Source organism: Bifidobacterium asteroides, assembly GCF_009683175.1.
Taxonomy (GTDB): domain Bacteria; phylum Actinomycetota; class Actinomycetes; order Actinomycetales; family Bifidobacteriaceae; genus Bombiscardovia; species Bombiscardovia asteroides_H.
Genome location: NZ_WKKW01000003.1, coordinates 1 through 24,055 on the forward strand (window position 1 = coordinate 1; position 24,055 = coordinate 24,055).

The following is a 24,055-nucleotide window of genomic DNA, read 5'->3' on the forward strand; positions in this document are numbered from 1 at the left end:
AACACACAACCAAACCCACACACAGAACCTAAAACAACGCGTTTAGTTCCTATAGGCCCAGTGTTGGGAATCTGGTAATTGCTCTTCAACGAAGAAGACCCGGGGGATTGCCAAGCATGAGCGGACACCCTTTTCGCCCACCAGTCACGATTTTGTTCAGGCAACTCTGCCTCTTAGCTATTATGTAGCTTTAGCTAAAGAGCACAGCAACAGGCTAAGGAAATGGGTGGCCCGGCAATCTTGGGGTTTGCGGGGCCACCCCGCTTACTCGTGCAAAGAGTTTAGTGGCGACGGCTGCTGCTTTCTCGTTGGTGGGAGGCTGCTGCCGTGGCGCCTGCTGCAGTGAGCAGTCCTGCGGCGAGCAGGACCAGGAGTCCGGCGCTGCCGGCCCTGGGCAGGATGCCCTCGTAGGTGTAGCCCAGGTGGGCGGTCGTCTGTGCGGCCTGGTCTATGGTCCAGTCGACGGCCACGTCGACGGGTCCTGCGTCGTGGGGCGGGTTGGTGATGCTCCAGGTGACATCGGCGTTCCGGTACAGACTGGTCCCGGCGATGCCGCCGAACTTGACGCCAGTGAGCACCAAAGGTCTCGGATCGAAGGCAACCGCCAGGGGGGTTGTGCTTTTGGCTGCCGTTCGGTTGCTGCCCAACTGCCCGTATTGGTTGTCTCCCCAGGCCCAGAGGTTGCCGTCCTGCCTGATGGCCAGTGAATGGAGCTGTCCGACGCTGCTTCGAACGGCTTTGAAGGTTTGGGCCTTGTTCGCGGGGTCCTTGATGGTCGCGGGCTTGTTCTGATTGACGGTGCTGCCGATGCCCAGCTGCCCGTTGCTGTTCCATCCCCATGCCCAGAGGCTGCCGTCACGGCCGACGACAAGGGAGTGGTTCACACCTGCGCTGATCTGGGCGGCTTTAAGGTTTTGGCTGGTATTGGTAGGGTTCTGCACGGTTTGGGGCTTGTATTTGTCGCTGGTGCTGCCATCCCCCAGCTGGCCGTACCCGTTGTATCCCCAGGTCCAGGTGTTCCCGTTCGAATCGATGGCCAGGGCGTTCCAACTCCCCGCGCTGATTTGGATGGCTTGGAAGGACTGATTGGGCAGTCGGGCCGGATTGGATGCGTAATTGGTGCTGTCGCTGGTGCCGTTGCCGAGCTGGCCGTTGGTGTTGTATCCCCAGGTGTACACGTTGCCATCGGCGTCCAGGGCCATGACGAAGCTCCAGTTGAGGCTGGCCTGGACCGCATGCAAGGTCTGTCCCGGATTGTCCGGGTCAGCGGCTGGAGTCGGGTTCTTCCTGGTCGTGCTGTACGCGGGCGTCTGGCCCTTGCCGGTGCTCTCGCTGCCCCAGGTGTAGACGCGGCTTTCGGAGTCGATGGCGGCTGAGTCGGCGACGCCGGCGCTGACCTGTACGGCTTTGAATGGCTGGCCGCTGGTGTCCTTGACGGGCTGGGGCTTGTACCGGTCTGTGGTGGTGCCGTCGCCCAATTGTCCGTGATCGTTGCGTCCCCAGCTGTAGAGGATGCCGTTGGATCCGATGGCCAGGACGTGCGAGTCGCCGGCTGCAACCTGGGTGTAGGTAAAGCTGGAATCCGCGCCGTCGGGCAGGGGGATTCTGACGGGAGTTTTCTGCATGGCGGCATCTGTCGGTTTCTGAGCCAGTTGTCCATATTTGTTGTTGCCCCATGCATAGGCGTTTCCGTCGCTGGCGACGCCTATGGAGAAGGAGCCTCCGGCGCTGGCCTGGTTGAAGCGGATGCCCCGGTTGATGGTGGGCGGGGTGATGGTTATGTGCTGGCCGCCGAGCACGTTGCCTTTTTGAGGGTTCAGGGCCCAGTGGGTGTCCATTTTGGTCCAGTGGGCGGCCAGGGTGATGTTGCCGGTGACCGGCTGGCTGAAGTCGTAGGCGATCCAGGAATCGTTGCTGGTGTCCTTGATGAACCAGCCGTCGAACAGGCAGCCATCCGCTTTCGGATTGGGGAAGGGGCGTTTGGCCTGTTTGCCTTCGGTGACGGTCTGGTTTTGGGGCATGCCGGAGGGTGTCGGGCAGGAGCTGTCCGTGCTGGTGAAAGTGACGGTGTAGGAGTCCAGGTATCTGTAGGCCAGGTGGGCGTCCGGCTGCTGGCCGTTGAGAGTCCATGAGACGGTTGTGTCCACTTTTCCCCGCACATGCGCGGGTGTGGTGACGCTCCATGTACCATTCGCGTTCTTGGTTATGTTCGTACCTGCCGTCCCGCCGAAGCTGACCGCAGTGACTGTGGTAGTGCCGGGCAGGTTCACCCGGCCGGGGATATGCCGATCGTTGGTGGTGTTGTCGCCCAGCTGGCCGTTTGCGTTTTTACCCCAGGAGTACAGGTTGCCGTCCGAGGCCAAGCCGAAGGAGTTGTTGTCCCAACCGGCGCTTGCCTGGACCCAGGTCAGTCCAGTTGGCGCGTTCTGCGGCGCAGCAACCCGGACAGGGGTGTTTCGCTGGGTAGTGGTGTTGTCGCCCAGCTGACCATTGTTATTGGCGCCCCAGGAGTAGAGGTTTCCGTCTGAGCCAATGGCCAGTGATGCAACAGATAGGAGGCTTACTTGTTTCCAAGAGAAATAAGGTAGCACTCCATTGGGTTTATGTGCTTGAGTTGGGCCGTAAACGTCAACGGTGGACCCATTGCCAACGTTGCCGTTTCCGCCGTAACCCCATGTATATATGTTGCCGTCGGATCCGATGGCTTGCGAGTAGTAGTCCCCCATTTGGAACTGTCCCCAGGTCAATCCGGAGGGGGCCCCTTGTGGCCAGGCGATTCGTACGGGCGTGATTTTATTATCGGTGATTGATCCTGTACCCACTTCACCACGGGTATTTGCGCCCCAGCCGTAGATCCAGTTATCCGATCCCAAGGCCAGAGAATGCCATCCCCATCCGCTCATCTGCTTCCATTTGAATCCGGAGGGTACTCCGTTTGGCATCTTCACCTGGATGGGGGTATGCCGTTCAGTGGTAGTGCCGTCCCCCAGTTGGTTATGATCGTTGTCGCCCCAGCTGTAGAGGTTGCCGTCGGATCCCAGGCCAAGAGCATGCAGGCTACCTACCGCTTCCTGCTTCCATGTGAACCCGGATGGGGCATTTTGTGGCATGTTAACTTGTTCGGGGGTGTAATGCGCGGTTGCAGTCTTGTTCCCCAACTGGCCATAGGTGTTGTCGCCCCAGCTGTAGAGCTTGCCGTCTGATCCCAGAGCCATGGAGAACAAGTACCCGGCTGAGGCCTGGACCCAGGTGAAATCCTGGGATACGCCCTGGGGTTTCTTCACCGGGACCGGCTCATGACGTTCAGTGGTGGTCCCGTCGCCGAGTTGGCCATGATCGTTGCTTCCCCAAGAGTAGAGGTTGCCGTCCGAGGCGACTGCAAGAATGTGCCCCCTTCCAGCGCTGACCTGGCTGAAGCGTATTCCTCGGGGTCCGGGCGGGGTCAGGGTGACTTTCGTGCCGCCGGCGACCGGCCCCTGCATGGGGCTCATGCTCCAGGCATCCGCCTTGGTCCAATGAGCGGTGAGCTTCAGATCGTTGGTGATGGGCTGGTTGAAATCGTAGGCGACGGGTGTTGAGCCGATGAACCAGCCGTCGAACAGGTAGCCGTCTTTGGTCGGATTCGCTGGCCGTTTCGCGCGCTCGCCGTCAGCTATGGTTTGCGTCGTGTCGGTGCCTTGGGGGTTGCTGAAGGTGACGGTGTGCGATGTGGAGGCGCGTGATTGCAGTCCAGCGTTGTCTTTGTCGTCGGGAGTCCCGGTCTTGTCCGGCGTGGGGGAGATGGAGGGGGTCGGTTGTGTGGGATTCAGAGGGGAGGATGTGGCCAGAGGAGATGGAGATGTAGGAGTTGTTGCTGTTTCTGTTGGCTGGGTGGTGATGTCAGGAGCATTGCTGGACTGTTGCTTAGCTTCACGATCCCCCTCCTCCCCGCTATTCCCATATGGGGTCGGCGCTACTGCGCGGGCCGCACTGGATTGGGTTGTGGCGCTGTCTGCCGTGGCATAGGTGCAGACCAGGAGGCTTGAGGGCAGAATAACTGCCAGCAGGAGGCTGATCAACAAGGCCGGTCGAGCGGATACAGTTATATTGGAGTGCTGGCGAGGCATAGTATGATCCCCTTCCCCAGGAATCGCAGCCATATTGTCAAGAATCCCCAACATCCGGCGAATCACGTGCCGAAGACAACTTTGGCCGCTAATGACACAGTAGCATAAGCGCTGATGGTCTAGAACAAATAAAATTGAGAAATTCTTGTTTACTTTCCGACGATTTAATGGGGCACGTCGGCTTTTCATTCGTAGCCGACCTTTCGCTCCCTAGGGGTCCATTACCGATCTGGTATGCGAAACAGAAGGAATACAGGAAAATAGATATGGTTATCACTGCAACGACGAAGAGAGCAAACACAAAACGGTGTTATGCATGCCAAGAGTTCAGTAGGGAAAACCGATAGCCATGGAACCTTGTAGCACTATTTAGGATGGCCACCGAGAGATTCGTGGCGGAGATGATATGGGTTCGTCGATGTGTTAAGTATGCGGTGTTGACAGTGTTGGCAGTAATGCAGGACATGGTTGATGTATCACCACGGTTTTCAATTCGTGTGCTAGTACACACGTTCTGGTTGCAGTTGATCTTATGCTAGTTGGCCATAGCTGGTTACTCGATCAAACCTGGTTTCCGCGCCAGCAAATTATCGAGGTATTGGCAAATACCGATACAAAGTGCAACGACTGGGTATGCTTCCGTGCCAAAGCTTACTGGTCAAATGCCGACTCTTCCTGCCGTTATACGCCAGGCAGCCCAACAGTATGCGGCAGCGCCCGAGCGACGTTCAGGGTGATGATTTGGGTGTGAGGCCCCAAGAGCAGACTTTCGGTCTGCGCTATCCTCATACGTCCAGATAGGACTGCACCGAGATCTTCTTGAGACGAGACTCCAACGGCGGTAGTTCGTCTCAAGCCTGAAGGTCTGCGGCAAGATATCATAGAGACAGGCAAAGGGGTAGCGAGATGGCACTGAAGACTTCGACTCACTTGCCTTCTATTTCCATGGTCGTCCCATGTGGTCGCTGATATTTGGCCGAGTGCAGCAAAAGGGCGAGGCTGGCGTTGAGTGTCAGCGAAATGGAGCACCTACAGATGGATGGGATGGTCTTGCAGTGCAGGCCGAGCGGAGCGGGTCTTTAGCATCATTCATTCCAGCAAGCCACCCGGCTCTGTAAAGCATAACAATCGGCGATACAGTTCCCCTGGTTGTCGATGGCCGGCCCCTCATGGCCTTGCTGCAATTGGTTCCACAGGTTGGGGTAGTCCTGAAGATTGAATCCGCCGCTGTGTTGAGTAGATGGGGCGGATCCGCCTCCTCCGCCGCCATGTTGACCGGTGGCTGGATGGGATTGCGTGTAGCCTTTCCGCCTGTTGCTGGAGGTCGCCGACTTTCGTTGCGGAGATCCTGACCTTTGGGCTGCCTGCTGCGAGGCCTATGCTGCCGCCACCGAATCCACCACCTCCGTCAGCATACGCAGCAAGCGGTGAAAACAGCGTAGAAAGCACAGCAACCACAGCAGCCGCTATGGTCGCTCCATTCTTCCACTCTCTCGTATTCTTCCCTTATCATTAAAGAGGCAGCCCCTTATGGGCTGCCGTAACAGGCTCCCCACTATCGCGCTCATCCGGCAAGATAGAACCGTGATAGCGGGGCGCATTTTTTATTGGTTTATTGGTTATAAGAATTGATTACCCTATCGGGCACACACTGTTACCGTCTACACAGCCTTGAATAGGCTTCGATGGAGTCAGATCAAACCCTGAACCCGATCCGGTGGAGCCGCCAGAATTGGAATGGTTCGAGCCAGAGCCGAAATGAGAATTGTTGTCTGATCGATTAGTGGTAGCGGATCCTGAAGAGCCACCGGTCAAACGGCGCTTAGTGGATCCCAAAGAACCGGAAGACGAGGATCCCGAGGAGGACTTCGACTGAGGCTGAGACTGCGACTGAGCGGCCTGCGCGGCAGCCGCGTCAGCAGCGGCCTTAGCGGCCACACTATCGTTCACGCTATTGACTGGAGCAGTCAACGATGCCTCAGCATCCCGATACTTCTGTGGATTCTTCACGTCCTTACCGGCAAGCACCTTGTTCGCCACGTCGATGGCCTGCTGCAACGTCTCGCGGGTCTTGTTGTCGGCAACCTTACCGTTCGTGGAGTCAAGCGTGCCCTGGGCTGCACTCACCGCCTGGGCCAACGACGTCTTCGCATCCTCCAGGGCCTTCGCATCCCGGGAGGCAAGCACGGCATCCGCCGCTTTGGACACGGCCGCGTATTCACCGTCAAGCTTCTCGGCCCTTCCGGCCTCTGTGTTCAGCCCGTCGGTGGGCATGGAAGTCTTGCACCGGATCGTCGGCTGCCTGATCCCTTCGGCGTCCTTCACGCTGCGCGCCAGGGCCACCACGGTGCTCGCATCCTTGACCTGGTCGGACTTTATGCCCGCCGCCTCACGGTAGCGGGCCATCCTGGCCGGACCGGTCTTGTCCTGCAGGGCCTTCACCGTCCGGCTGCAGGAGTCCAGCGCCGCATCATGCCGGCGGTTCTCCACCACGCGCCAGCCCACAAGGCCGGCAACAACCACCACCACGACCACCAAGGCGACAACCGCCGGAACCAGCCACTTCGGGCGCCGCCCGTTCGAAGGGGCTCCTCCGCCCTCGGGCACAATCGCCGCAGGAGCAGAAACCTCACTCACAACCGGGTCGGAAACGCTCTCCAGACCCGCAGCCCCCTCGCCATCATGGTCCTCCATGAAACACACCCTCTTTCCCTCAGCCTCTGTCTCTTTTCAGGATCAGTGCTTGATTGGGCAGGCGCGCATTGCCACCTCGCATATTTGTGGCGATGCCACTCTGTCACCCATCAGAGTCTGCCTCTGCTGCACAGTCTTCGTGGTCTCGTCAAGGCTGCAAACAACTTCCGTGCGCTGCTGTGCAGTGAATCATTGATGCATTGATATTCAATACTTTATCAGGAAGCCGATTATGAATCCTCTGACGATACAAAATTTGACGTAATTCGATAGGTGGATGATTAAATGAGAGTGAAAATACTGCCGGAAGATATATGAGTGTATCAAGTTCAGAACAGGTTTGCGGTCGTCTCTCATGCATCAGTAAGAGCAATTGAAGGGGAAATGCTAAAAAGAGAACAGTTAACCTTTCTCATACAACCTGTGTCTTCTTGTTCAGACTTTCTGCCTTTGTTGATATAACTTGGTTTGACTGGCAAAGTGAGGGCACTGTCATCCATAGAGGTTTGGGGCAGAGAGTCGGTCAACGCTTTTCAACGCTTTCATGTTCACATAGGAAAACAAGGTCAATTGCCGGCTATGGCTTCTCTCGGTACCGCCATCTGTAAGTCTAGGTGCGAACTGTGATTGGACCCGACTGTTAATTTGGAATTTAAACAATCGCATTTCGGCATCACCGATTACGGGGATCTGCGATGCAGGCACGAGACGCAAACCTTGTCGGGGGACGGGCTCGCAATAGTTGCATACATATCTTTATTAGTGATAGCTCGAGGCCTATTTTGATTTTGCATGAGTGATAATAAATTCGTAGTTATCTTTCAGCCTGGTACGTTGTGTGTGATGCTTGGCGAAGAGAATCGGAGAAAGGGTTATGGGCGATAAGGATCAGGAATCAGAAGTTGAGGAAGCAGACGAAGAGGCCAAGGTCGATAAGGCTCCGCCGACGGTCGTGCCGGTAGATGAGGATACTACGTCAGGCAGGCGACATCGGAAGTGGCTGGTTGCGGTAATTATCGCCGTTGTGGTGGTGGTCGTGGCTGGTCTTGCGGGCTGGCGCGTGGTAGAGAACCGCCGGCATGGTTCGGCGCTGGAATCCTGCAACCGGGCTGCCAAGAGCCTGCAGGAAAGGACTAGCTCTGCAAAGATGGCCCGCTACCGTGAAGCGTCAGGTGTGAAAGCAGACCAGGTCAAGGATGCGAAGACCGTGACAAACATGAGCAGAAGCGTGAAGGCTGCCGGCGGGCTCAAGCCTTCTTTGATTCAGTGCAATGCATCCATGTCCACAGGCGAGCTGAATGCGACGGCCGGCCAGGCCGGAAAAATCGACGGCAAATATGCGGCTGTGGCCAGGGCTGCCAAGGCGGTGATCGCCTCCAGAGATGCGAAAACCCTCGATGATGCGAAGGCGGCGCTGAACACGAAGAAGGATGAAGCGTCAAAGCTGTTGGGTGATTCCGACGGGAAGGTGGCCGACAACGCGACCCGTGACAATCTGCAGACAGCTATTAATCAGGCCGGACAGGTCAAAGGGGATGAGGCGAAGGCTTACCAGGATGCGGCTGGATCCTTGCAGGCGGCCATCGACCGGGTGAACGCCTCCGTGCAGGCCAAGAGCCAGGCCGACCAGCAGGCCGCAGCCCAGGCGCAGGCCCAGGCCGCGCAGCAGCAGGCGCAACGGCAGGGCGCCACCCAACGTCGTCAGGCCTCTTCCAGCAATGGGCGGAGAGGCTCCACGCAATCCCGCCGGCCATCCTACCGGCCGTCCGGCAACCGGGGCGGCGGAGGCGGCGGATCAGCTCCCTCTGTTCCGCAAGGCGGCGGTGAGGATAATAGCTGGATTGATGAATTAAAGAATCAAAAGCCGATTGGGAACCATGGTTGTAATTCGGCTGGCGTATGTGTCCTTGGCTGATTGATTGAGAATTTGCCAGCGGGACCGGTTTCTTACCAGGTCTCTCATCCCGCGGGCGTTGTTTGTGGGCGACCATATGGCCGTCCCCTTCATAGTAGTGGTAGGGAAACATAAATGATGACTCCTGGAAAGATCGGACACTGGGCGGGCAAGGCGGTGGTTGTGACGGTTGCTGTCAGCTGTCGTAGCCGTCATTGCGAAATAAATTACTTGCGAGAATGCACTCTGAGTTCGGGTTGGAGGTCCTGTATACGCCAAGGATCTGTGCCGACTCCCCTTCCTGGTGAGATTGGTCGGGCAAAGAGGCCTCTTTATCGTTTACCGGAGTTGTATATCCAACCCCTATGCGAGTAGAAGATTTCATTGGTCAGAATTGATCTTTGGTTTTACAGGGAGTGTTTCAGATAGGAACGGCTTGCTTCTGTGCAGGAGGAGGCTTGAGTTTTTGCGGGCTGTTGCCCTGGAGGAGGACAACAGCAATCCGCGTGGATGGGAAGAGAGGATGGTCATGGCGGACCATGATGATGAGGGGGCTTTGGGTCTGGAGAGCGTGTCCGCTCCGGTCGAGGGGGAGGACCCGGAGTCGCCGGTGATTGTGCCGGAGGGCGGTGGAGCCCCCTCGGGCGGGCGGCGTCCGAGGTGGCTGGTTCCGGTGGTTGTTGCCGTGGTGGTGGCTGTGGTGGTGGTTGTTGCCGGTCTTGTGGGCTGGCGCGTGGTGGAATCACGCCGGCATGATGCGGCGTTGGACTCCTGCAGCCGGGCGGTGAAGACCCTGCAGGACAAGACCGGCTCGGACCGGTTGGCGCAGTATCGCGAGGCGGCGGGCATAAAGTCCGACCAGGTCAAGGATGCAAGCACCGTGGTGGCCATGGCGCGCAGCGTGAAGGACACCGAAGGAATCAAGGAGCCGACGATCCGGTGCAAGGCCTCCATGTCCACCGGTGAGCTGAATGCGACGGCCGGCCAGGCTGGAAAGATCGACGGCAAATATGCGGCTTTGTCTAAGGCTGCCAAGGCGGTGATCGCGTCCCGTGATGCGAAGGCCCTGGAGGATGCCAGGATCGCCCTGGACGGGAAGAAGGGCGAGGCGTCGAGGCTGCTGGCCGATTCGGACGGGAAGGTGGCCGACAATGCGACCCGTGACGGCCTGCAACAGGCCATCGGCCAGGCGGGCCAGGTCAAGGGTGATGGGGCGAAGGCCTACCGTGATGCGGTAGGCGCCCTGCAGGCGGCCATCGACCGGGTGAACGCGTCCGTGCAGGCCAAGAGCCAGGCCGACCAGCAGGCCGCAGCCCAGGCGGCGCAGGCCGCACAGCAGCCGGCGCAACGGCAGGGCACCGCTCAGCGCCGTCAGGCCTCCTCCAACAGTGGGCGGAGAGGCTCCACGCAATCTCGTCGGCCCGCCTACCGGCCTTCCGGCAACCGGGGCGGCGGAGGCGGCGGATCCTCGCAGGCTCCGGCAGCCCCATCAGCCCCTCAAGGTGGTAACGGAGGTATCGATTGGGACCAATGGATAGATCAACATAAAACTCCGAGTAGCTGTCATGCCGGGGAATTCTGCCCCATTGGCTGATTGATTGAGAATTTGCCAGCGGGACCGGTTTCTTACCAGGTCTCCCATCCCGCTGACGCTACATGAGGGCATCTCTTCACGGTAGTGGAATGGAAAAGGAAACATCAGCGATGACACTAGGAAGATAGGACGCTGATCCAGTTGTTTTCTGGGTCTGAGCTCAAAATACGGTCACTTATTGAATTGCAAGTGTGGCATTTTGGCTGAGAAAAGTACTCCCAATTTTTATACGGTGGCGTGATGACTGGGAAAAAGAAATTCCCTCGACTTTGGTAGAGGCTCATGCCCAGCTCCTAAGTTGGTCGAATACTGATCAGCTACGAACCATCACTGTTTACATTGAAAGTGGCTGAGTTGAGGATGACTGGCTTATATACGTGAGGACACTCTAGTTTTACGTGGTCGGTTACTCTGGCATAAGGCGATGGTGCTCGCAAGTGAGAAGAAGGATTGTTTCATGGCGAATCAGAAAGATGAAAAGACTGAGAGGCTGGAGAGCGTGTCCGCTCCGGTTGAGGCTTCGGCGCCTCCGTCGACTATGCCGGACCATGGGAAAGCCCCGTCGAGCAGACCGCGACCAAAGCGGCCAGTTGCGGTGGTTGTCGTCGTGGTGGCTGTGGTAGTTGTTGTGGCTGGTCTTGTGGGCTGGCGTGTGGTGGAATCCCGCCGGCATGGTGCGGCGCTCGACTCCTGCAACCGGGCGGTGAAGACCCTGCAGGACAAGACAAATCCGTCCAGGATGGCCAGCTACCGTGAAGCATCATACGTGAAAACGGAGCAGGTCAAGGATGCGAAGACCGTGCAGGTCATGGCGCGCGACGTGAAAGCCGTCGGTGAGCTGAAGCAACCTACCTTGCAGTGCAAAGCCTCGATGTCCACCGGTGAGTTGAAAACTGCAGCCAGCAAGGCCAATAAGCTTGCTAGTGAATACGCGGCCGTATCCAAGTCGGCTAAGTCAGTTCTAGCCTCCCGGGACGCGAAATCCCTTGAGGATGCGAAGACGGCCTTGAATGTAAAGAAGGACGAAGCGTCGAGTCTGTTCAGCGATTCCGACGGAAAGGTAGCGGACAACGCCACTCGGGACGGCCTGCAGCAGGCAATCGATCAGGGTGGCCAGGTCAAGGGCGATAAGGCCAAGAAGTACAAGGATGCGGCGAACGCCTTACAGGCGGCCATTGATCAGGTAAACGCGTCCATGCAGGCCAAGAGCCAGGCAGACCAGCAGGCCGCCGCCCAGGTGGCGCAGCAGCAGGGCGCCGCCCGACGCCGTCAGGCCTCCTCCAGCAATGGGCGGAAAGGCTCTACGCGATCCCGCAGGCCATCCTACCGGCCGTCCGGCAACCGGGGCGGCGGAGGCGGCGGATCAGTCCCGGCGCCAGCTCAAGACGATTGGTCGGAACAAGCATTTTTGGAATGGTCGAAAGGAAATACTACAGGTGGCAATGGTTGTAATCCGGATGGCTCTTGTGGCATTGGCTAATTGATATATGCAGGTACCTTCCTGCCCAGCCTGCAGTACTTGTTATAAAACGAAATTGACCCTGAATGATATGAAAAACTAGGCGGCTCGCAGAAATGGATAATCGGGACAAGTCCAAACCTAATTCTGACGAAGCGAAGGAGCGTCGTCCGAAATGGATGATTCCCTTAATTGCGGTGGTAGTAGTGTCGGTGCTGGCCTTGGCTGTTGTTTTCGCCTGGCGTGCCTATGAGCATCGCCAACATGATTCGGCGCTTTCCTCGTGTTCGCAAGCTGTTAGCAATTTACATGGGCTCACAAGACCGTCTCAGCTGGCCAGATATCATGAAGCCGGAGCTGTGCGGGCCGACCAAGTGAAGGACGCGAAGACCATAAAAGCTTTGAGCCGGAGCGTCAAGGCTGTCGGCAGTCTTCGCCCGCAGACTCTCCAGTGCAAGACATCCATGTCAACAGAGAGTTTGGAAGCAACTGCCAACAAGTCTAAGAAGTTAGATGCTGGATACCACGCTGTGTACAAAGCTGCCAATGCGGTTCTGGCTTCCCGCGACGCCAAGACCCTCAACGATGCGAAGGCTGCTCTGAGTTGCAAAATAAACGAAGCAAAGAAACTGTTGCAGGACAGCGATGGGAAGGTGGCTGACAATACCGTTCGTGACAATTTGCAGAAGGTCATAGATCAGGCTGACCAGGTTACGGGAGACGAGATAAAGGCTTATCAGGACGCAGTGAGCGCGTTACAAGTGGCCATTGATCGGGTGAACGCTTCTACGCAGACCAAGAGCCAGGCAGACCAGCAGGCCGCTGCTCAGGCGCAACGGCAAAGCCGGCCAACATCCTCCAACAATGGTCGAAGAGGCTCCGTGCAATCCCGTCGGCCTGCCTCCCGGCCTTCCGGGAACCGGGGCGGCGGAGGCGGTGGATCCTCGCAGGCGCCGACAGCCCCATCATCCCCACAAAGAGGTGATGGTAATGGAACCAGCGGGCATGCCGTATTGCCCCCGTTAGATACAACGCATCATGGTTGTAATCCGGATGGTTCCTGTGGCATTGGCTGATTTATTGGGAATTGAACATCTGCCATAGGTGCTGATTGCCTGGAGGATTTTCTACCCTGCTAGCATTGCTAGTGGGGCCCATGAGGCTGTCTCTTTCACGGTACTTTGCTATATTCGCTAGGGAATGCGATATGACTCGGCCTATGTCTGAACGTTGTAGGTGTGGATAATGATATCAATGGCTTTTTGAATAGGCTCTAGGCCACGCAAGTGAGAGAATTTATTCTCAGATTCGTATCGCTTTTTGATTGATGCCACCTCACTGACGTGGGTTTAGGTAGTAGTTTGTCACCGGGGATGATCCGCACTGAATGCGGGCCGCTACTGCTGGAGCGAGTGCTGAAACGGCCGTTGCGAATGTAATGAATACCGCAGGGCTTTGCATCGCACTTGCTCCATTGCATCAATAGGGCGACGTGCCGGATCAGCGCAGGAGGCTGTACCCGGAATTATGCGGCCTGCTTCGGCAAACTCCGAACATGTGGATCGAGCAATGCAATCAATTTGAGACCATTTGGCTGGTCGCATGAGAGTTTGTGCGGATTACCCTGTTTAATGTCAATCTTTGCGAAGGGGAAGAAATTCTGCCCGTCGCCTGCTGGATAATTCAAGTTTGAAGAAGAACGCTGCATGGCTTGTCCGTTCACCTTGCATTGCCCGGCTTCTGTCTGCTTAAGATCGGCCCGCTGTGCGAGTACATACAGGGTTCCCGACTTGTTCGCGGAGATGGTTGTGACGTTGCCGTCACCAGAAACGTCGTACTTTGTCAAAGATGACAGGTAATTGGAGACCTGTTCCACGGACGGCTCTGACCGATTCGATCCCTGGCAGCCTGAGAACAGGGCCACACTCATCAAAACTGCTACAAGGGCGATTATTTGTTTTTTCCAGATGGCGCCAGCCGTTCTTGCTTCGCTATGGAACCGGGCTGGCGATGCCGTGAGCCGTACCAAGTGTCCTTGGGAATCCCGCTGATGCGCCACTGTCGAATTAAAGTCCGTCTGCTCAAAAGCCTTTGTCTTCTTCATCAGTTCTCCTTAGGCAGGTAGAGGAGGGTTCACAACATTGTTAGTTGGATCTAAGTTTCATAACTCAGATGAGCGGTAATTAAATAAAACGAGTTTAGCTCTTTATTTAAGAAATACAAATATTTGCCAGTTTGTATCTTTCGTGGTCGAATTCTGGCTATAGTTACGTGATTAGCCGTCATTCTCCTAATTAATCGAATAGCGCCATGCATGCGGTTCCTACCCGCTTTAATCATGAAATCTCAACAGGAATTGTGATCTGCTTTGCGGAAGTCTCTGAAGGCGTGTGCTTGTCACATTGTTTTCTTACCGGCTATTTACCAATACAGAAACAATTACTCGAAAATTATATGAGTCTGGCTGAATTTCTGAGTTGTGCGGCCAGTTCAGTGAATGTTTTCTGTCCGCTGACCATTTCTTGTATCCAGCGATACATGCCATTGCGCTCAGGTTCGTCTGAATCGTCAATATCCAACTCGATGCCCATTCTGAAGAGATAAGAGAGTGAAGCTCGCATGGCAGTCCTTTTGTTGCCATCACCAAAAATATGGTCTTTTGCCAGCATTTCTGCGAACCTGCTTACCTGATCGAAAATATCGGTGAATTCAAATCGTTCAGCAGGACTCATACCAAAGCTGATGCAGAAGACTGAATAAACCGGAGTAAGCAATCTGCTCTCAACTTCCAGTCGCTGTTTCTGCTCACCCCGAATGTCGCTTTTACTAAAACCACCGGTTTTCTGTATTTCTAGTTTGTGCAAATCAAAGATTCTGCTGGCTTGTTCTTTGCAATCCTCTTCGCTGAGGATAATGGGCGGCGCTATGGCCGCCCAATCCAACTTCTCATTCTTCATGAGTCCTTCAACAGTTTCAGTGCGTTGGGGAATCGCTCATTCACTGCACGGACACCACCGGCCAAGGTCCTGCGCAGATCAGGATGATCAATGCCATCGTGAGAGCTGAGTATGGCTTTTTCAGTGATTTCGTTGTTCTTGTGGGGTTGATACACCGCTTTCCAAGCGGAACCGTTGCGATGTGAATAGTCCATAAGTTCGAAGGCTGCCAATGGTCCGTATAAATCGACCACCCTTTGAACCACATCCTTTGCCTCTTGGAGGTCTGCTAAGGAATTGGCCTGATCATGATCCTCTGACATGGCTGGAGCAGTGATTCGATCTGAACCATACTTTCTGAATGCCGTATAAACGCTCGGTTCCACGGGGCCGTACTCCCATGCTTGTATGGGTTCATCGAAGAGCTTATGCCCATGTGTTCGGAGGCATTCAACCTGTGCAAAGTAGACTAACTTGTTGATTTTCATATTGGTCAGATACAGGTCCTGCTGAGGCACGGAAATTAACATATTAGCAATTGTCAATGCATGCATTGCTACTCACCTCCCGTCAAACATCCCTATGTACGTAATATCATTTTATGCTTGTTACCAATTTTGGAAAATAGTTGTCCACTTTGAGTGGATAACAGAGACCATGGTTTTTGGCAAAGTGTGAGTTGACACTTATTATTTTATCAGGAATATTTATTGACGAATCTAATGCGGTTTCAGTTTATGAAGCGCTGGTAATCTTTCGGCCAAGCATGGTTGGATCATTTGGGTTATTTAATCTGCAATCAACTGGCGGCTGCTGGATACTAGCCTGGCCAGGTTCAGGCTCTCTCAGGGCAACTGGTCCATATGCCCGCTGCAGTCATGGTTGACCGGATTGGTGTTCCAGGGGTAGGGCAGTGTGGTCTGCGGATAGATGTCCGCCAGCAGGTAGCCGGTCGGGTCGTATTCGCGCAGCTTGTTCCTGGTGTTGAGCGGACCTCGGACGCCGTCCCAGGTGTCGTCGGCGCTCTTGGCCATCACGTTGAACTACATTGTGGTCGGGGTGGTGAAGTACTCCTCGATGTTGCCCAGCGGGTGGATGGCGTGGCCGAATTCATGAGCCAGTATGGACTCGTTGGGGTAGCGGGTCTGGTGTACGCCCTCAGTGATGCGTTCGATATTGGCGGCGGAGATGGATGCGACCGGGTCGCCGATCATGCCCCATAGCCTTTGACAGGCCGATCCATGATATGGGCACCGCCTCGGTGCTCGGGTATGTCATAGACGTCCCCATTCAGTCCGTAGATGCGGTGACAGATCACACAGGCCGAGGTTCTTCGGATGCCGTCAGCCGACGGGTGGACTAGGGGTACCTGTACCTCCACCCTTCGGTTTCTGGAAGCAGGGCGATCGGATCGACATCCACTTCGAAATGCCAGTGCGTGCCGTTGCCGCCAACCCTTTGGTCAGCCAGGATGCGGGCAAGGTGGCGGTGGCTGGGGGGGGGGCATAGTCTACTGCGCCGAGGAAAGGGACAACGGGGCCAACCTGCACCTGCTGCATCCGGACGGCAACGCCTTGTCGGGTGATGCAAGCCACGTGAAAGTCGAGCCTTTCACTTTCCAGGCTGGGGCGTATCTTGATGATCCTCAGTCCGAAGCCATTCTGATTCCCCTATTTTGCCAGGTCCAACCGTGGCGAAAACGAGATGAGGGTTTTCCTGGACGTGGGCTGAAGGCCAGCATCACTCAAGCACGTTGCGGTTTCTGAGATTGACGCAGGGCGGTCAAGATCAGCAGCAGGATCAAGGCGTGCTGGAACCGTTGATGGTGCCCACCTCTGTACGGTCCTGCCGAGCAGCAGGGGGGGGGGCGGTGCCAGCGTGTCGATGACCAGTCCGTTTATCTTCATTTGCCGCAGGATTTTTTGTTGTGGACGGGTGGATGTAGAATTCCATCTCGATGTCCCTCCGGGTATGGTCTTGGGACTCGCCTTGGCTGCTTTTCTGGATCCCTTGTGCAGAGCTCCGTATGGAATGGTTCCAAGATTCCAACCGGTCTAAGGATGCAGTTGACGTGCATTGCCGGATTTCGGCAACAAATATCATCTTCTTGCTATGCAGGGGAAATGCCCGATTCCCGGGCTTACCGTATAGGCAAACGGAAGCCTTCCCGTCCGGCTCATATGTAGGTGGTTGGAAGTTAGCCACTTCTGCATGGCATGATCTGCGACAGAGCAGTGGACGTAATCATGTCTCGTGACAGGGTCCTTATCTTGTAGCAATGGCGCCTTGAATGCCAGGACCCCGGGATGAGCCGTTGGGTGGACAGTCTGACTATTCAGAGAAGAATGAAGGTACAGGACATGAGCATATCCCAAAAGGTCCTTGCAGGATTGATGGCAGGGGCCGTTCTTCTGACTGGTGCATCGATGGCGACTCCAGCCATGGCATCGGAGGATGAACAAACAATCAATGTGACGCCGAATCCCTGGTATGCCGATGGCCCCTTCCAGGGTTGGGGAACTTCCCTGGCATGGTTTGCCAATGCCACAGGCAACTATGGAGAAACCGGTTCAATCAGTCAATCCAGCGGAGACCCTCAGACCGATGCCAAGGCTTTGGCCTATGGGCGGCAACTTCGTGAGGATTTCTATACGAGCATCTTCGGTAAGGAGGGTCTTGGTCTCAACAAGGCTCGCTACAACATAGGCGGTGGCAATGCCTCGGACGTGGCATATGGCTATCCGTTCATGCGGCAAGGCGCCGCCATGCCTGGCTACTGGGCCCAGGACCCGGACGGCTCCTTGGGCCTTTACGGCGGTCTGGCGACGACGATGGCCAACAAGGCCGGGATTGACCGGGCTTTCGATCCTCACAGCGATGCCTCCTATGTGTGGGGATCCGCCTCCTCTGATTCCCCGCAGGCCCGCGATGTCAAGGCTCAGGAATGGTGGCTGAAAAGGGGAGCTCAGAACCATGACATCGACCATGTCGAAGCTGCAGCCAACGCGGCTTCCTGGTTCATGACGGAAAGCGGGTATGTGAGCGGCGGCGATAGCGGGAATGCCAACAACCTTGCGGATGCGGAAAAATTCGCACAGTATCTGGCTGCGGTAACCCGGCATCTGTCACAGCTCAAGGCTGACAATGGGAACCGGGTTGGGATCAATACGGTCGAGCCTCTCAACGAGTCGGAGACCGGATACTGGAGTTCGCCGCGAGGCCGGGCTTCGGATGCCTGGCCAGCCGAGGACAGGGCTCTGATCGACCGATACTGGAATCGGTATTACCAGGGTAAGAACAAGGCTGTCACGCCGTATACCACCGAGGTCAAAAAGCCCCAGGAGGGTATGCATGTCGATACTGGGACAGCCGGCAATGTCATACGCGCGCTCAGATCGGCTCTGGATGCAGAAGGCCTGCAGCAGACTTTGGTTTCAGCTACCGATGCGACGGATTCAGGCCAGTTTGTCGATTCCTACCATCGCTATCCGCAGGATGTCAGGGATGCCATCGGCCAGTACAACACCCACGGGTATGGCACCAACCGCCAGCGGGCTGCCCGGGACATTGCCCAGGGGGATGGCAAAGCCTTGTCCATGAGCGAGGTGGATGGCTCCTGGCAATCCGGAGGCTTCAATCCTTATGGTTTCGACAATGCCTTGGGCATGGCCGGTAAGATCAACGCCGATGTCTACGCCTTGCAGCCCAAGGATTACACCTTCTGGCAAATCGGTGAGGACCTTTACAATGTGGCCACCGGCGACAAGGATATGAATGGCAACAGTGCCAATCCCAAGGGGGAGGACACCAATTGGGGCACAGTCTTTCTTGATTATGATTGCTCGGTCGCCGGCGTTGACGGCAAGCTCTACTCTCGCAGGGAAGTGGACAACAATGGAGGCCAGACCTCGGGAATTCGCCCCTGCCGGATCGTGGTCAACGCGAAGTACAATGCTGTTCGCGCCTACACCAAATTCATTCATCCAGGGGATTTCATCACCGCCAATAACGCCACCAAGGACAATATGACCGCCAGCTCGGCAGATGGCAAGACCCAGACGGTGATACACCGTAACGGCAGCGATCAGCCGCAGACGCTGGTCATCGATCTGTCAAACTACGGGGGCATCGATTCCAACGCGAGCGGAAAGCTCTTCCTGACTACCGAACCTGATCATCAGCAGGATATATACACGGCTGATATGAGCTATATGAACAAGTACTCCAATAAGGAGCAGCCGCATGGAGTCACCATTGATGCGGCAGCCAAGACGGCCACAGTCAAACTGCCGGCCCGTTCCATCGCCTCCATACAGCTCACCGGCGTATCCGGGGTCTCCCCGCAGGCCCAGGTCAAGGATGGCAGCACGGTTCAGCTTCAGGGGCAGCAGTCAGGAAAGATGCTCACCGCATCGTCCGATGGTATTCTCACGCTTGAAGGCATGGCCAAGAATCCGGATCAGGGACGAGCCCAGGCTTTCACCGTCCACAGCGTCGAGCCGTCTGCCGGCAGCCCTACGGTGCGTCGGTACCTGATCTCTTCTTCGGACGGGGGCAAGTTCCTGTGTGCGGATGGCCGGATGCGGGCGGGTACCAGAGCATCGATAGGTACCGATGGACGGTTCATCTGGATGCTCAATACGGAAAATGGCAAGACCTTCAGTCTGGTCAACCAGGCAGGCAAGGTTGCCCTGGACGTGACTGGTCAGCGGACTGATGCGGGTGCCACAATCTCTGTGGCAGAATCGACCGGTGCCGACAACCAAGGATGGTACTTCCGGTCTACGGAGCCGACAGGCGCCGAGAAGACCACGGTACAGGTGCCACTTGGCGGATCCGTGGCCATGCCTCAAACCGTGATTCCCTATTATTCCTGGGGTCAGGGGGAGCCTGTACCAGTGGTCTGGAAGACCGAGGCCGTTGATGTGGGCAGAGAGGGAACCTATCAGGTTCAAGGCGTTGCCACTGATTTCTTCGGCAATACATTCCCTTGCCAAGCATCGGTTTTCGTGGGCGATCTTACCGTGACCGATCCTGCTTCCGCCACTATTCTCTTCGGTTCAGATGCCCGGGAGGCCCGCAAAGCGATGGAAGCCACCACCGTTTACGCCCATGTCAAGGCTTCGCTGGCCATCAAGGTCGACCCTCATGCCGTCAGCTGGGATTGGGCTGATCTTCAAGGAAAGCTGGACCGGGCGCACGAGGGTGACGTGGTGCCTGTGAAAGGCAACCTGTCCGTAAGCGGAGGACGTTCCCTGCCCCTATCTTTCAGCCTGTATCTGGAGGCAGCCAAACCACAGAACGTGGCTGATGTCAGTTACAATCTGACCGTTACCGACCAGGACGTTGAGTATGGCAAGGAGGATCAGTGGAGGAAGCTCACCGATGGCAATATGCGGGAGGAGGCCTGGGCGACTTGGAATTCGGCCGGCAACTACCGACATAGCCCAACTGCCAATCTTGACTTCGGGCGAGTGCGTCAGCTGGATCGGGTGGCCATCACCTACAAGGATCATCCGCCGGTGTCCGCCAAGGCCGAATACACCGATGATGGTGCCAACTGGAAGCCGCTGGGGAAGGTCATCAACAACCCGCAGCCTGGTCAGACCGTGACCTTCCAGGCAGCAGGCATGGTAGGGGCCAGCAAGGTCCGCATCGTCAACACGGTAGACAACGCCTGGATGGATGCGGCGGAAATCGAAGCCTGGGCTCGTCCATGGGTAGGCCCGGTCAGAAATCTGGCTTGGGGCGCCGGCACCCACTTCTCGGTCAACGTGCAAGATGGTGATACGGCCGGGAAAGCCATTGACGGGCATGTCGCCGCGGGTTGGTCCACCAAGTCGGCTTCTTCGGATGTCGATCCGACAGCCACCTTCAACTTTGACAAAATCAGGACTATCAGCAAGGTCAAGACCGTCTTCCACTGGGATGGGCGAGCATCCTGGCCAAAGTCGCAGACCTTGGAATATTGCGATCAATCCGACATCTGGCATCGGCTAGAAACCAAGACGGGATGGTATCTTCCCCAGGCCGGTGGTACGGATACCTCCACACAAGCCGATGCGCCTACGGTGACCTTCACCCTGGCCAGCCCTGTCCAGGCAAAGGCGGTGCGGCTTATCAACAGTCTTCAGGACACGAAAACCTATATCAACGTGGCCGAGATCGAGGTAAACGGCACGGAGAGTATTTCGGCCTTCGAGCCTGAACCAGGCAATGATTCCAACCTGGCTGATCTGCGCTTGGACGGACGAACCATTACAGATTTCTCGCCCGATCGCAATGATTATGTAGTCGATTTGCCGGCTGGTTCCGAAAGCAACCCGGTCTTGCAGGCCTTCAGCAGGGACAACGCGGCTAAGGTGGTTCAGACTGATGAAAGAACGACCATCGGTGGCAAGAGCATGATTACCGTCACCTCTGCTGACGGGTCGCGCTCCAGAGTCTACTCGGTCCGCTACCGGTCCTTCGATTTGCAGGGTTTGCAGGTCATCCCGCCAACGAAGACCTGCTATGCCATCGGCGAGCGGTTTGACCCAAGCGGATTGGCGGTCAGCGCTGTGTACATCTCCAAGGACAGGGACCGCACCGAAGTCAGGCCTTTGGCCTTGGACGATCCCGAGCTGTCGGTGACGGGCTTTGACTCTACTGTGGCCGGCAAAAAGACCATTGTCGTGGCCTACCGAGGGGTGAACGCCAGCTTCGGTATTTGGGTAAAGGCCAACGGGCGGAATGCGTCCGGCACAGGCGCTGTGGGTTTGAACGGAAATGATTCTCCGCTTGGTGGACCTTCACATGCGGTTCTGGCGCATTCAGGAGCTTCGATAATCTCGGTAGCCCTGCTGGTCGGAGCTCTGGCACTGACGTCATTTGCGGCATTGCTCGGCAGGCGATACCTGTCAAGCAGACGATAAGGGCACTGCGAATTTCTTGGCTTCTCACCTTACGCGCGGTTCTGGTTCACCAATGTTGCAATTGGCTAACCTGAGCCGCGCTCAGGTGGTTAGCCGACAAACCTTTTTAAGCGAAAGCAATATTTTGATATTAGATAGCAGTTTTCATGTACAGAGCCTTGTAATCGTTTATAGACTGAAAGTACGTTAATGATTGCACTATCAACGTAATGAAAAGAGGCACAAGGATGTGTGCATGTGAAAAGCAGTCGTGACCATTTACAGCAAAACATCTACATTCGGCAGAGTTGTCTGAATGGTTGACAGTTTCTGACATCTAGATGCTCAACGGCCAATTGGTGGGGCGTCCGTTCCCTCAATTCCGGTTTGTAGGCCCGGGTCTTCGTCGTCGTTGACGGTAGGGGTTGGGTTCACGCAATCAGACATCTCAAAGGAGAATAATGACATTTTCCAAATCGGCGGCAGGGCCAGCTGATGTTGCGAACAATCAGCAGCCGAGCACCGTCAACAAGCACAGACGGGATTGGCGCGGTTGGAAGTTCATGGGGCCTTTCGCGGTTGCTTTCCTGCTGGTGTTCATCATCCCGATCATCTACGCAATTTATATTTCTTTCTTTGAAAAACGAATGGTCGGCGGCACGGTTTTCGCTGGGCTCAGCAATTACAAACGTTTGTTCGCAGATGGTCATTTCTGGAGTTCGGTCGGCCGTGTCAGTGCTTTTACGCTGATTCAGGCGCCGCTCTGCCTCTTCCTGGCCGCCTTATTGGCTCTGGCGATTGACTCCATGAGATTGCATGGAACCAAGTTCTTCCGAATTTCCACATTCATGCCGTATGCCGTTCCCGCCGTCGTGTCCACGCTGATCTGGGGATTCATGTACGGGGCCAAGTATGGACTGGTCGGCTCCTTCAATTCATGGACCGGCTTGCATCTGGACCTGCTGGCTTCCAATATTCTTCTGGTCTCTATCGGCAACATCGTGACCTGGGAATACACCGGCTACAACATGCTGATCTTCTATTCCTCCCTGTCCACGATTCCGCATTCGCTCTATGAGGCGGCGGCAATCGACGGGGCCAGCGAATGGCAGATCGTCAGACGGATCAAGATGCCGGAGTTGCGTGGAAGCCTGGCAATTACCGTGATTTTCAGCATCATCGGCTCCTTCCAGCTTTTCAATGAACCCTCGATCATGCAGAACATGGTGCCTGGAAACACCATTACCAGCTACTACACGCCGAATATGTATGCCTACAGTCTGAGCTTCGCGGGCAACCAGTCGAATTACGCTGCGGCCCTGGCCATTGTCATGGCGGTGATCACCATGGCGATCGCGTACGCGGTCCAGCTGAACAGTCTGAAGGAGCAGATGAAATGACCTCTGACATTTTGGATGAGTCGCCTTCAGCGATTCGAGCGCGCGAACGCAGACGCGCCAAGCGAGTAGCCAGGGATGAAAGGGCGGAACGCAAGCGCGCCGCAAAAAACGGATTCTCCAATCCAGCGAACCCTCGTCGCTCGATGACCCTGACGCTGGTTACCGGCATCTTCGCGCTATACTGCCTGTTTCCATTCGCCTACCTGATCATCAACGCCACCAAGACGCAGTCCGACTTCACCTCGACCTTCGGTCTTTGGTTTGGTCACACCTTCGCGCTTTGGGACAACATAACCACGGTCTTCACCTATGAGGACGGCATATTCGGACGTTGGCTCTTGAACACGCTGCTCTACGTGGTTGTGGGAGCGGGTGGCGCAACCGTACTGGCCATCATGGGCGGATATGCCTTGGCCAAGTTCGCTTTTCCTGGCCGCAAGGCAGTCTTCGCGGTCGTGCTGGGTTCCATCAGTGTGCCCGGCATTGCCCTGGCTGTTCCGCAGTTTCTTCTGTTCGCCAAGATGGGCTTGACCAATACGCCCTGGGCCATGATCCTGCCAAGCCTTATCAGTCCCTTTGGCCTGTACCTCATGTGGATATTCTCCGAGCAGGCTGTTCCCACGGAGCTCCTGGAGGCGGCCAGGGTTGACGGTGCAGGGGAGTTCAGAACCTTCCTGACCATCAGTCTGCCCCTGCTGGCTCCCGGAATCGTAACCACGGCCTTGTTCGCCATAGTGGCCACCTGGAATAACTACTTCCTGCCCCTGATCATGCTGAAGGACGCCAATTGGTACCCCCTGACCATCGGACTGAACCAATGGAAGAACCAGGCCAACACTGCCGGCGGTCACGCCATACAGAATCTCGTCATCACCGGATCGCTGATCACTGTCGTTCCTCTGATGATCGCTTTCCTGATTCTCCAGCGGTACTGGCAGTCGGGATTGGCTGCAGGTGCGGTCAAGGAATGAATGAATTTTTGAAAACTGCGGTCACTTAAGCCATCGCAAAGTGAGTGGCCGGGAAGGGAGTCTCTCGTCTGTCATACGGCAAGGATTCATCCCAGTAAAAGCTGATGA

At 56.1% G+C, this 24,055-nt stretch carries 14 protein-coding genes; 7 read left to right on the forward strand and 7 right to left on the reverse strand.

Features of this window, described 5'->3' with window-relative positions:
• Positions 1 to 281: 281 nt before the first annotated feature.
• Both GKC41_RS05340 and GKC41_RS05345 read right to left on the reverse strand, forming a co-directional pair.
• Positions 282 to 4,106, reverse strand: a complete 3,825-nt coding sequence (locus tag GKC41_RS05340; protein ID WP_195760183.1) for an InlB B-repeat-containing protein — start codon at positions 4,104 to 4,106, stop codon at positions 282 to 284.
• Positions 4,107 to 5,738: 1,632 nt separating this feature from the next.
• Positions 5,739 to 6,800, reverse strand: a complete 1,062-nt coding sequence (locus GKC41_RS05345; RefSeq protein WP_154313306.1) for an FIVAR domain-containing protein — start codon at positions 6,798 to 6,800, stop codon at positions 5,739 to 5,741.
• Positions 6,801 to 7,674: 874 nt separating this feature from the next.
• Here GKC41_RS05345 and GKC41_RS05350 point away from each other — a divergent pair.
• From GKC41_RS05350 to GKC41_RS05365, 4 genes are all read left to right on the forward strand, one after another.
• The gene (locus GKC41_RS05350; protein ID WP_154313307.1) at positions 7,675 to 8,715 is read left to right on the forward strand and encodes a hypothetical protein; all 1,041 of its coding nucleotides are present in this window, start codon (positions 7,675 to 7,677) and stop codon (positions 8,713 to 8,715) included.
• A gap of 508 nt (positions 8,716 to 9,223) precedes the next feature.
• The gene (locus GKC41_RS05355) at positions 9,224 to 10,288 is read left to right on the forward strand and encodes a hypothetical protein (RefSeq protein WP_154313308.1); all 1,065 of its coding nucleotides are present in this window, start codon (positions 9,224 to 9,226) and stop codon (positions 10,286 to 10,288) included.
• A 457-nt stretch (positions 10,289 to 10,745) separates the two neighbouring features.
• Positions 10,746 to 11,768: a hypothetical protein gene (locus tag GKC41_RS05360; RefSeq protein WP_154313309.1), complete on the forward strand. Its 1,023-nt coding sequence runs from the start codon at positions 10,746 to 10,748 to the stop codon at positions 11,766 to 11,768.
• Positions 11,769 to 11,863: 95 nt separating this feature from the next.
• Complete coding sequence (locus tag GKC41_RS05365; protein WP_154313310.1) at positions 11,864 to 12,823, forward strand: hypothetical protein; 960 nt, start codon at positions 11,864 to 11,866, stop codon at positions 12,821 to 12,823.
• 449 nt (positions 12,824 to 13,272) lie between these two features.
• Here the strand turns inward: GKC41_RS05365 and GKC41_RS05370 are convergent, their stop codons facing one another.
• From GKC41_RS05370 to GKC41_RS05390, 5 genes are all read right to left on the reverse strand, one after another.
• On the reverse strand, positions 13,273 to 13,851 hold the full coding sequence (locus GKC41_RS05370; protein WP_154313311.1) for a hypothetical protein: 579 nt from the start codon (positions 13,849 to 13,851) through the stop codon (positions 13,273 to 13,275).
• Between the two features lie 346 nt (positions 13,852 to 14,197).
• On the reverse strand, positions 14,198 to 14,704 hold the full coding sequence (locus GKC41_RS05375) for a Fic family protein (RefSeq protein WP_154313312.1): 507 nt from the start codon (positions 14,702 to 14,704) through the stop codon (positions 14,198 to 14,200).
• Positions 14,701 to 15,237 carry a Panacea domain-containing protein gene (locus GKC41_RS05380; RefSeq protein WP_154313313.1) on the reverse strand — a complete coding sequence of 179 codons (537 nt, stop codon included), beginning with the start codon at positions 15,235 to 15,237 and terminating at the stop codon, positions 14,701 to 14,703. The genes GKC41_RS05375 and GKC41_RS05380 overlap by 4 nt, the downstream gene beginning before the upstream one ends.
• Before the next feature lie 291 nt (positions 15,238 to 15,528).
• The gene (locus tag GKC41_RS05385; protein ID WP_229281660.1) at positions 15,529 to 15,720 is read right to left on the reverse strand and encodes a hypothetical protein; all 192 of its coding nucleotides are present in this window, start codon (positions 15,718 to 15,720) and stop codon (positions 15,529 to 15,531) included.
• A 6-nt stretch (positions 15,721 to 15,726) separates the two neighbouring features.
• A complete protein-coding gene (locus GKC41_RS05390) occupies positions 15,727 to 15,897 on the reverse strand; it encodes a hypothetical protein (protein WP_154313315.1) in 171 nt (56 codons plus the stop codon).
• A gap of 1,146 nt (positions 15,898 to 17,043) precedes the next feature.
• Here GKC41_RS05390 and GKC41_RS05400 point away from each other — a divergent pair.
• From GKC41_RS05400 to GKC41_RS05410, 3 genes are all read left to right on the forward strand, one after another.
• Positions 17,044 to 21,597, forward strand: coding sequence for a discoidin domain-containing protein (locus GKC41_RS05400; protein ID WP_154313316.1), 4,554 nt, complete (start codon positions 17,044 to 17,046; stop codon positions 21,595 to 21,597).
• 440 nt (positions 21,598 to 22,037) lie between these two features.
• Entirely contained in the window at positions 22,038 to 22,976 is a 939-nt protein-coding gene (locus GKC41_RS05405) for a carbohydrate ABC transporter permease (protein WP_154313414.1), read from the forward strand.
• The gene (locus GKC41_RS05410) at positions 22,973 to 23,947 is read left to right on the forward strand and encodes a carbohydrate ABC transporter permease (protein ID WP_154313317.1); all 975 of its coding nucleotides are present in this window, start codon (positions 22,973 to 22,975) and stop codon (positions 23,945 to 23,947) included. Before GKC41_RS05405 ends, GKC41_RS05410 begins: the two co-directional genes overlap by 4 nt.
• Positions 23,948 to 24,055: the final 108 nt, after the last annotated feature.

What these genes read in the sequence shown, in the direction of transcription:
- GKC41_RS05340 (WP_195760183.1), bottom strand. Translation starts at nt 4,106, where the DNA reads ATGCCTCGCCAGCACTCCAATATAACTGTATCCGCTCGACCGGCCTTG.
- GKC41_RS05345 (WP_154313306.1), bottom strand. Translation starts at nt 6,800, where the DNA reads ATGGAGGACCATGATGGCGAGGGGGCTGCGGGTCTGGAGAGCGTTTCC.
- GKC41_RS05350 (WP_154313307.1), top strand. Translation starts at nt 7,675, where the DNA reads ATGGGCGATAAGGATCAGGAATCAGAAGTTGAGGAAGCAGACGAAGAG.
- GKC41_RS05355 (WP_154313308.1), top strand. Translation starts at nt 9,224, where the DNA reads ATGGCGGACCATGATGATGAGGGGGCTTTGGGTCTGGAGAGCGTGTCC.
- GKC41_RS05360 (WP_154313309.1), top strand. Translation starts at nt 10,746, where the DNA reads ATGGCGAATCAGAAAGATGAAAAGACTGAGAGGCTGGAGAGCGTGTCC.
- GKC41_RS05365 (WP_154313310.1), top strand. Translation starts at nt 11,864, where the DNA reads ATGGATAATCGGGACAAGTCCAAACCTAATTCTGACGAAGCGAAGGAG.
- GKC41_RS05370 (WP_154313311.1), bottom strand. Translation starts at nt 13,851, where the DNA reads ATGAAGAAGACAAAGGCTTTTGAGCAGACGGACTTTAATTCGACAGTG.
- GKC41_RS05375 (WP_154313312.1), bottom strand. Translation starts at nt 14,704, where the DNA reads ATGAAGAATGAGAAGTTGGATTGGGCGGCCATAGCGCCGCCCATTATC.
- GKC41_RS05380 (WP_154313313.1), bottom strand. Translation starts at nt 15,237, where the DNA reads ATGCATGCATTGACAATTGCTAATATGTTAATTTCCGTGCCTCAGCAG.
- GKC41_RS05390 (WP_154313315.1), bottom strand. Translation starts at nt 15,897, where the DNA reads ATGATCGGCGACCCGGTCGCATCCATCTCCGCCGCCAATATCGAACGC.
- GKC41_RS05400 (WP_154313316.1), top strand. Translation starts at nt 17,044, where the DNA reads ATGAGCATATCCCAAAAGGTCCTTGCAGGATTGATGGCAGGGGCCGTT.
- GKC41_RS05405 (WP_154313414.1), top strand. Translation starts at nt 22,038, where the DNA reads ATGACATTTTCCAAATCGGCGGCAGGGCCAGCTGATGTTGCGAACAAT.
- GKC41_RS05410 (WP_154313317.1), top strand. Translation starts at nt 22,973, where the DNA reads ATGACCTCTGACATTTTGGATGAGTCGCCTTCAGCGATTCGAGCGCGC.